The following is a 753-nucleotide window of genomic DNA, read 5'->3' as shown; positions in this document are numbered from 1 at the left end:
CCGTCAGCTCCGGCCGGTTCAGATACCCGCGCGCAACGCCGGCCCCGCCAATGTAAAGCTCTCCCACCGCCCCGAACGGAACAGGCGCGCCATGACCGTCCAGAAGATACACCCGCGTGTTCGCGATCGGACGCCCAATCGGGACAATGGTCCCATCAAACTCAGCCGGGCAACTCCACGCGGTCGCGTCGATCGCAGCTTCCGTTGGACCGTAGAGATTGTGCAGGCCGGTCCACGGCAATAGGCGCCGAGCCCTCTGCACGCTGGCGGCGGCAAGCGCCTCGCCGCTGCACACAAGACGCCGCAGCGATCTGCAGTGCTCACCTCCCTTCGCATCCAAGAAGCTGACCAGCATGGATGGCACGAAGTGAGCTGTCGTGATGCGCTGGCTAACGATCAAGTCGACCAATGCATCGGGATGTTTGTGCGCATCTGGTGGCGCCAGTACCAGGGTCGCGCCTTCAAGCAAGGTCCAGAAGAACTCCCAGGCCGAGACATCGAAGCCAAACGGCGTTTTCTGCAACACAACATCAGTTGCCTGGAGAGCGTAGGCCCTTTGCATCCAGATCAGGCGATTGATGATGGCGCGGTGCTCATTCTGTGCTCCCTTTGGCGTGCCGGTGGAGCCCGAGGTGTAGATCACATAGGCGAGGTGGCGCGCGCTCAGGCCGAGCGCGCGCGGGTCCGGATCGGAGGCCGGCAGGTTCGCCCAGGCCGGCGTTGCCGTGTCGAGATCCACCACGCTCACACCGG

General features: G+C 63.9%; 1 protein-coding gene. It reads right to left on the bottom strand.

Annotated features, from left to right (window positions below; all coding sequences use genetic code 11):
* The coding region (locus tag ACLFKU_RS43770; RefSeq protein WP_410853391.1) for an AMP-binding protein at positions 1 to 753 on the bottom strand (753 nt) is incomplete at both ends.

It is taken from the genome of Paraburkholderia sp. EG304 (assembly GCF_046543485.1).
In the GTDB taxonomy this organism is placed as follows: Bacteria; Pseudomonadota; Gammaproteobacteria; order Burkholderiales; family Burkholderiaceae; genus Paraburkholderia; species Paraburkholderia youngii.
The sequence above is the reverse complement of the archived record's forward strand: the minus strand, read 5'-3'. Positions and strand labels throughout refer to the sequence as shown.